Origin of the sequence: uncultured Eubacterium sp., assembly GCF_937958975.1 — a bacterium.
In the GTDB taxonomy this organism is placed as follows: Bacteria; Bacillota; Clostridia; order Lachnospirales; family Lachnospiraceae; genus Eubacterium_G.
Genome location: NZ_CALGRE010000036.1, coordinates 122,484 through 131,259, shown reverse-complemented (window position 1 = coordinate 131,259; position 8,776 = coordinate 122,484). Strand labels below are relative to the sequence as shown.

8 protein-coding genes and 1 pseudogene are annotated in these 8,776 nt (G+C 35.0%); 7 read left to right on the top strand and 2 right to left on the bottom strand.

What is annotated here, in order from left to right; genetic code table 11:
* The 6 genes and pseudogenes from Q5O86_RS06025 to Q5O86_RS06000 all read left to right on the top strand — a co-directional run.
* Positions 1 to 96, top strand: a pseudogene (locus Q5O86_RS06025) (excisionase); the annotation flags it as partial.
* A gap of 75 nt (positions 97 to 171) precedes the next feature.
* A complete protein-coding gene (locus Q5O86_RS06020; protein WP_302626242.1) occupies positions 172 to 1,371 on the top strand; it encodes a site-specific integrase in 1,200 nt (399 codons plus the stop codon).
* A gap of 162 nt (positions 1,372 to 1,533) precedes the next feature.
* A complete protein-coding gene (locus Q5O86_RS06015; protein WP_302626241.1) occupies positions 1,534 to 2,004 on the top strand; it encodes a low molecular weight protein-tyrosine-phosphatase in 471 nt (156 codons plus the stop codon).
* Positions 2,005 to 2,106: 102 nt separating this feature from the next.
* Positions 2,107 to 2,955 carry a thymidylate synthase gene (gene thyA, locus Q5O86_RS06010; protein ID WP_302626240.1) on the top strand — a complete coding sequence of 283 codons (849 nt, stop codon included), beginning with the start codon at positions 2,107 to 2,109 and terminating at the stop codon, positions 2,953 to 2,955.
* Between the two features lie 27 nt (positions 2,956 to 2,982).
* Positions 2,983 to 3,474: a dihydrofolate reductase gene (locus Q5O86_RS06005; protein WP_302626239.1), complete on the top strand. Its 492-nt coding sequence runs from the start codon at positions 2,983 to 2,985 to the stop codon at positions 3,472 to 3,474.
* Positions 3,475 to 3,660: 186 nt separating this feature from the next.
* Positions 3,661 to 7,026, top strand: a complete 3,366-nt coding sequence (locus tag Q5O86_RS06000) for a discoidin domain-containing protein (protein WP_302626238.1) — start codon at positions 3,661 to 3,663, stop codon at positions 7,024 to 7,026.
* A gap of 46 nt (positions 7,027 to 7,072) precedes the next feature.
* Here Q5O86_RS06000 and Q5O86_RS05995 read toward each other — a convergent pair whose 3' ends face one another.
* Positions 7,073 to 7,423: a YmaF family protein gene (locus Q5O86_RS05995; protein WP_302626237.1), complete on the bottom strand. Its 351-nt coding sequence runs from the start codon at positions 7,421 to 7,423 to the stop codon at positions 7,073 to 7,075.
* An 84-nt stretch (positions 7,424 to 7,507) separates the two neighbouring features.
* Positions 7,508 to 8,128: a Maf family protein gene (locus Q5O86_RS05990; RefSeq protein WP_302626236.1), complete on the bottom strand. Its 621-nt coding sequence runs from the start codon at positions 8,126 to 8,128 to the stop codon at positions 7,508 to 7,510.
* Between the two features lie 145 nt (positions 8,129 to 8,273).
* Between Q5O86_RS05990 and Q5O86_RS05985 the strand changes: the two genes are divergently transcribed.
* The gene (locus Q5O86_RS05985) at positions 8,274 to 8,753 is read left to right on the top strand and encodes an immunoglobulin-like domain-containing protein (protein WP_302626235.1); all 480 of its coding nucleotides are present in this window, start codon (positions 8,274 to 8,276) and stop codon (positions 8,751 to 8,753) included.
* Positions 8,754 to 8,776: the final 23 nt, after the last annotated feature.

Here is an 8,776-nt window from a genome sequence, read left to right as displayed (position 1 = left end):
AACAAGGACGCTGGCTGGCTCATTATGAATGGCAACCGCATACAGATTAAACGCCGACAGTTTGAACAGGTTATTGATAAATTGGACGCAATCTAGTGAAAAAGGAGCTGGTATATGTTATGATGAGAACAAGTCATATCGGGACTCTTTCAGAAGTGGAAAGGAGCGAAGATGAGCGAAAAAAGACGGGACAATAAAAACCGTGTTTTACGCAATGGAGAGAGTCAACGTAAAGACGGAAGATATATGTATAAGTATGTAGATAGTGCTGGAAATGTGAAATATGTGTATAGTTGGAAATTGGTAAAAACAGATACCGTTCCACAAGGAGCAAAGGAAGATGTTCCACTCCGAGATAAGGAGAAGCAAATTCATAAAGATTTGGAAGATGATATTATTTCCTTTGGCGGAGACATGACGGTACTGGAACTGGTAAAAAAGTATGTATCACAGAAAACGGGCGTAAGGCACAATACAGAAGCGAATTATAATTTTGTGATTAATATTATCAAAAAAGAAGCATTTGGAAACAGACGGATTGATAAGGTTAAATTATCAGACGCAAAAGGCTGGCTGATTAAATTACAGGCTGACGGCAGAGGCTATAGTACCATACATTCTGTCAGAGGTGTGGTAAGACCTGCATTTCAGATGGCGGTTGATGATGATTTGATTCGGAAGAATCCATTTGAATTTCAGCTTGCAACGGCGGTTGTCAATGACAGCGTAACAAGAGAAGCTATTACAAGAAAACAGGAGAGAGCTTTTCTTGAATTTGTAAAGCAGGACAAGCACTTTAGCAAGTATTATGAGGGAATTTACATTCTATTTAAGACAGGACTTCGTATTTCTGAATTTGTCGGACTGACAATTTCTGATATTGATTTAGAAAAAGGTGTTATCAATGTCAATCATCAGTTGCAACGTAAGCGTAATATGGAATATATTATAGAGGACACAAAGACAGACAGCGGTACAAGACTTGTTCCTATGACGGACGAGGTAAAAGAGTGTTTTCGCAAAATAATTCAAAACCGTAAAAAGCCAAAATCAGAACCTGTGATAGACGGTAAAAGCGGTTTTCTGTACTTAGATAAAAATAATATGCCTATGGTTGCTTTGCATTGGGAAAAATATTTCCAGCATATTTGTGAGAAGTATAATAAAATATATAAACAGGAATTACCGAAAATCACACCTCATGTTTGCCGACATACCTTTTGTTCTAATATGGCAAAGTCGGGAATGAACCCTAAGACATTACAGAAGATTATGGGGCATTCAGATATAGGCGTTACGCTGAATACCTACACACACTTGGACTTTGATGATATTAAAAAAGAAATGAAAGAAGTCTGCAATCGTAGCTAGTTGTAAAGTTGTAAAATAGGGGTGGTTTTACAACTTATTTTACAACTTTTGACTGCCGAAACATGAGAATTTATAAGAAGTTACAGAAACCACAAGAAATATGAAAGTTGTAAAAACCCTTTAAATACAAGGAAAAGTGGAGATTTAAGGAGATATAAGAACATGATAAAAATACTTTTCATCTGCCACGGCAACATCTGTCGTTCCACAATGGCTCAATATATCCTACAGCATCTCGTAGAACAAAATGGAATATCAGATAAATTCTACATCGACTCTGCTGCAACAAGTTATGAGGAAATTGGAAATGGTGTACATCATGGAACAAGAAATAAACTAGCCAAAGAAGGGATATATTGCGGTGAACACAAGGCAAGAAGAATGACAAAGCAGGATTACAGAGATTATGATTACATAATAGGAATGGATACTGCTAATATAAGAAATATAGAACGAATCGTAGGAAAAGATATAGAAAGAAAAGTATTTAAACTGTTACAGTTTGCAGGTGACAGCAGGGATATAGCAGACCCTTGGTACACTGGAAATTTCGATATTACTTTTGATGATGCGATGAAAGGATGTAAGGGATTTTTAAAATACCTTGAAAAACATAATTACAAAATGTTATAATTATTTTAATAAAATGATTGCCGGATGATATATCTGGCAATCATCATGTAAGAGAAACTATATGAGATTTCCTCTTGGCTACAAATATTAAAGGAGAATTAGATGAGCTACGCAGATAGAGTGTTTGTGGATATGTGCAGAGATATTCTTGACAATGGAATAGATACAAAGGGAGAGAAAGTAAGACCGAAATGGGACGACGGCTCCTATGCATATACGATTAAGAAATTTGGTGTTATAAACCGATATGATTTGAAAAAAGAATTTCCAGCCATAACTTTAAGAAGAACAGGATTTAAGAGCTGCCTCGATGAATTATTATGGATTTGGCAGAAGAAATCAAATAACGTAAATGAACTGAGAAGTCATATATGGGATGCATGGGCTGATGAAGAAGGCTCTATTGGCAAAGCTTATGGATATCAGATGGGAGTAAAACACCATTACAAAGAGGGAGATATGGACCAGGTAGACAGGGTACTATATGATTTAAAAAATAATCCATACAGCAGAAGAATTATGACCAATATATATGTTCACCAGGATTTGTCAGAAATGAATCTTTATCCGTGTGCATATAGTATGACTTTTAATGTCACTCAAAATCAAGAAACAGGTAAGCTTGTTTTAAATGGAATCTTAAATCAGCGCTCACAGGATGTTCTCACAGCGAATAACTGGAATGTCTGCCAATATGCAGCATTGATACATATGTTTGCTCAGGTAAGTGATATGGAAGTTGGTGAGTTTATTCATGTAATCGCAGATGCCCATATATATGATAAACATGTGCCTTTAATTGAAGAATTGATTGGTAGAGAGCAGCATGATGCTCCTAAATTATGGATGAATCCTGAAATTAAAAATTTTTATGATTTTACAGTGGATGATTTAAGGTTAGATGATTATGTTACAGGGGAACAGATTAAAAATATACCTGTAGCTGTGTAGAAAGTTGAGTGTTTCAGAGGAGGTAATATGAATTTAATTGTTGCGGTGGATAGAAACTGGGCTATTGGGTATAAAAATGATTTGCTTGTAAGTATTCCCGAGGATATGAAGTTTTTTAGGGAAACAACGACGGGAAAAGTAGTCATTATGGGAAAAAACACCTTAGAAAGTTTTCCAAATTCAAAACCCTTAAAAAATAGAGTTAACATTGTAATTGCATTAGAAAAAGATTATAAAGTCGATGGTGCTACTGTGGTATATTCCATAGAGGAAGCCTTGGAGGAAGCAAAGAAATATAATACAGAGGATGTGTTTGTGATTGGTGGAGGCAGTATTTATAGACAAATGTTACCATACTGTGATACGGCATATGTTACTTATGTAGATTTTGAATATGCGGCAGATACATTTATTCCGAATCTCGATGAAATGACAGATGAGTGGGAAATCTCAGAGGAGAGTGAAGAAAATACTTATTTTGATTTAGAATATTATTTTAGAATATATAAGAGAAAATAATATAAAGTTAAAAAACGGACAAACAGTTTAGACGTTGAAAGTCAAAGATAGTTTGTCCGTTTTGATTTTATATAGGAAAAAGATAACATACTAAAAAATCACACCATATAAAAAAATAGGGATACTTGAAAAGTTATGTAGAAATTTTCATAATTAAAATAATGTATTAAGAGAAGGAGAAACGGAATGGAAAAAAAGTTTACTAAAAAAACGGTAAGAGCGGTTTTATCGTTTATCATTGCATTATCTATGATAATTCAGGGAATCGTTTTACCACAACAAATTTATGCGGCAGATGATGTACAAATTGAAATTAATGGATTTCAAATAAGTACAAGATTAGAAGCATTTAGAACAATTTATTCTGTGGCAGATACGGCAAACAAAGTAGAAGAGGTAGGCATTGTTTATGGATTGACAGATTCAGTGTCTGAATCGGATATGGTTGTTGGAAGTAAAAATGAAACAGTGTATTCTTATGCAGCGACACCTCTTGGAGAAACAGGAGTAAAATATAGCAGTTTTGATAACGGAAAAAGTTATTGCCTTACGATGGAGTTTATTAAGACGGCGGATTTTTATCGGAGAGGAATCAGTGTAAAAGCATATGCTAAATTAAAGGATGGTACATATACTTACAGTGATATCAGCAATACGTCTGTATATCGTATTGCAAATACACTTTATAAGAATAATCTGATGAGTAATATGAGCGGACATGAATATTTATATAATAGTATTCTGTCAGTAGTAGATTCATCTTATGCCAGAGTTGAATTTAGAGGAAGAGATACAATTGTTACAGCTGAGGCAGAAGAAAATACTACAAAAAAGGAAGAGATTACCACTCCAAAGCAGATAGAGACAACGCCGGAGCCAACAACGAAAAAGGAAGAACTTACAGAGTTCAAGCCTGAGAGTGCTAATTGGGCATCTGCTGATTTCCTTGCAGGAATGACAGAGGGACAGTATAAAGTAATTGCAGCCAGTGGGGATGTACAGGAAATCGTAAATATTCAGCAGCCGGGATTTGCGACAGCACAAGGTATATATATTACATTTGATAATGCCGATTTTGGAAATATGACAGTGGACGGAAAAGCATTGTCAAAGGAAGTAGAAGGGGCAGGTGTTTTAGCACATCTCTCAAACTTTACAAAGATGTATAGCACAGTGGTTGTATATAATGGTGACGGGTCTCAAAAAGCAGTATTGTATGTATACAATGCAAAAGGAAATAATGGTGAAGAAGAGACTACGAAGAAAGAAGAACAAACAACAAAGAAAGAGGAGACAACGACACCGCATCCGGTGAAAAATCCGGGCGTGCAGCAGGAAGCAGCAGATTCAGAAGTTGCGGCAAATGTATCATTAAACAAATATGTAGCGGGAATTGATACAACATTTTCTTCAACAGAAGGAAAAAAGAATAGCAATGAAGGAATCGAAAAGTTATTTGACAATAATATAAATACAAAATTCTTTACAGATGATGCACCTGTTATATCAATTGCGTGGAGAATGAGTCGTGCTACAATTCTTAAAAGTTATACACTTGTAACTGCAAATGATGCAGCAACATATTCACATAGAAATCCTCATAAGTGGAGATTGCTTGGTTCTATGAACGGAAAAGACTGGATTCAGATTGATTTTGTAGAAAACGGCGGTATTGAACATAAGAATTTGGAATCTTACACTTATACAACAGATGTACAGAAAGCATGTCAGTATTTCATGTTAAGAATTGAGGACAGTGGAGATGACGGAAAACTTTATTTCGGTTCTCAGTTGTCAGAAATATATTTAAATGGCGATGTTGTTCGGATTACATCTGATATCGGTGTAGACCTTGACGAACATATAAAAGGAATTAATACGAGTGCCACAACTGTCAAAGGATATAATGATAAAGAAGGTGTAGCAAATCTGTTTGATGGAGATAAGTCAACTAAATTGTATACTAATACAGGTACTCCATGTTCGATTGCATGGACGATGAATCAGGATACAGAATTGTACAGCTATACTTTAACGACAGCCAATGACAATGCGTCATTTAAGAACCGTACGATAAAATCATGGGTATTGTATGGTTCAAAGGATGGAAATAACTGGGAGGCTATTGATACTGTAACAGAGAGCGGCATGGGTGATGTAAACTATGCTGATTACACTTACTTAGTAGATAAGGTTGGAACATATAAACACTTTAAATTGACTGTTACAGAAGGATATGGAAATTCATTCCAGTTGTCTGAAATCAGCCTAAAGGGTAGTTCTATATTATTGGAAAAAGAATATGAAGCAATTTTCATGGGTGACTGGGACCAGGTAACTGCACCAAATTATAAGAAAAACCTTCAGGAATTATTTGATCAGGTATATCCTCGTCAGTATACAAGATGGGGAACAGGTTCAGAGCCAAAGAGAATGTTCATTACAGCAGATAAGGCTTATGATGGAGTTGCATATACTCTAGGAAATACAATCGTTATCTCTGTTGATTGGATGAATGCAAATCCGGTAGGTATCGGATATTTCTCACATGAGTTAACACATGCAGCGCAGCAGTATGGAAATGTAAACTCTTCAGGACCGGCATGGTGGGTTGAAAACATGGCAAACTATGGTGGATTCCGTTATTATCATTGGGCAACAGAGGATAATGTCCAGGTATATCAGGCAAGTGATACTTCACTTCAGGACTGGAAATATGAGGCATATGGAAATAATAAATGGTTCTTTGCATATATGGACGCAAAATATCCGACAACAAAAGCTTCTAATGGAACAGTTACTTTAGGACTGATAGATAGCATTAACAATATGCTGAAATCAAACAAGAGTACAAAATATGATGATAATCCATATGATACGACTACTGATTGGAATAAATTAGTAAAACAGATTACAGGATATGATTGTATTGAGTCGCTTCGTTTGAGATTTGTAGAAGAATTGAAGAATGGAACATGGGCATTTACAGGATTTAGAGATTACCGTGATAATTGGATTACAGAGGGATTGGAAGGTGTAGATAATCCGACGTATCCAATGATTGGTCAGAAAACACATGGAACTACTGTAGCCACAAAGCTTGCAAATCCTATTACCAGTGGAACAAACTTATGTAATGGAGCGATAATACTTCATACTACAGGTCAGACAAATAGTAATGAAGCAGCAGAAAAACTGATAGATGGAAACCTTGATACAAAATGGTGTTCACGCAGTTCTTCAGAGTCGACTTTTAATGGCAGAATGCATTCTGTAAAAATTGATTTGGGAAGCAAAAAAACATTTAACACTTATACTTTGTATAATACAAAGAGTAAAGAAGGATTTGCAAATGCTTCTGAGTGGGAGATACTGATATCAGAGGATGGAAAGAATTGGACATCTGTTGATTATCAGGTAAATAACAATAATGATATTTCTTCCTATGATATTGGAAGTCGTACAGCACGTTATGTACAGATTAAGATTTTTAATCCGGGTGATAGTGTAGGAACTGTAAGATTATATGAATTTCAGTTATATAATAGATAATAATTTTAATTATATAAGGGCTGCCCTTGGGCAGCCCATTTTGATGTTATCTACATTCGATAGGATTGTCAATTAAAGTTCCAACGCGAAATTCATGTTTGTGTCCATCATCAGTAGTCGTATAGCCTTTGATATAATGCACATGTCTGGTTTTAGAAATAAATACTGCAGGTGATGTCTCACCGCAGAAACTATGCTCATGGTCATCAAACGTATCTGTACCAAATTCTATTTTATGCACATGATTGTTTCCTCGTTTGATTGCGTCTCCTGTTACTGTTGCAAAACGATGATTGTGTGGTGCCTCGCAACATGATCCGGTAAGCTGGGTACTTCCTAATACTTCATGAACGTGTGGATAAAATCTTCCCTGACCTTTTGTTTCTTCGCTACACATATATTTTCCTCCTTGTCTTGTACACTATATAATATGTGGAAGAAACTAATATGTTCCAAATAAGAAAATAGATTATAAAAATAGTTATAAATTTTTGATTTCCTGATAAAGCCTGGCAATTGGAAGTCCGACAACATTGTTATAGTCACCTTGAATACTTTTTATATATATGGCAAATTGACCTTGTATACCATATCCTCCGGCTTTATCATAACAGTCACCACTGGAAATGTATTGATTAATTTCATAATCAGACATTGGATATAAGGTAACGTTGGTGCATTCGTGAAAGGAATGTACAGACCTTTTTTGAGAATTGAAATCATATATGAGAAGTGTGACACCGGTGTATACTTGGTGTGTATTATCCTGGATAGAGTGAATCATAGAAAAAGCTTCTTCCTTGCTTTTGGGCTTTCCCATGATTATGTTATCTTTTGATACAATTGTGTCGGAGCCAATTACTAAAAGAGATAAATCGTTATATGCCATAAGGGATAAGTCTATATGGCTAAAAAGTTTGTTGAAAACGTCGTCTGCTTTCCGGAGAGATAATTCTTCAACCACGGTAGATGGAGTCGTGCTGTCTATGCTCTCTGCTATGTCTGATTTTATGACCTCAAAATCGAATCCGGCCTGTTTCATTAGTTCACATCTTCTGGGGGATTGTGAAGCAAGAATTATTTTTGTATGGTTTAAATTCATGATAGTTCTCCTAACATTTTGATGAAAAATAATTTTCCGTAGTTAATATATCGCATTTTTCTATTAAAAATCAATATTTATAACAAAAGTAATAAATGTAAGATTAATATTAATAGAAGCATAAAAGCTGAAAGGAGATGATATTATGAAAAAATTGAAAAAGACAGTTACAATGCTACTAATTTTGACCATGGTTGTTGCGATGACAGGAGTGCAGAAAATCAGTCTAAACGCTTCGTCGCAAAAAACGCCCAAAAGTGTCTGTAAGTATCAGAAAAAACAGAGGAGTGGAGTAAGAGTTTCAAAAGTAAAAGCCGGGAAGAAAAAAGTAACCGTAAAAGTCAAAATTACAAATAGAAAGAAAACAGATATTTATTATGGAGAATCTTTCTGTGTAAAAAAATATGTGGATGGAAAATGGAAAAAACTTAGCTTTGATAAGAGCAAAGGAGAGATTGCGTTTGTAGATATCGCCTATGTTTTACCTCCAAAATCATCAGCATATAAAACATATAATCTTTCTTTTTATTATAGTAAAAAAGATTTGACTAAGGGAAAATATAGAATATATGTAGATGTGGATTTTAAAAAGAAAAACAGATATGCTACATTTAAAATTAAATAGTTCAAGTTTTCATGTTTTCTGCC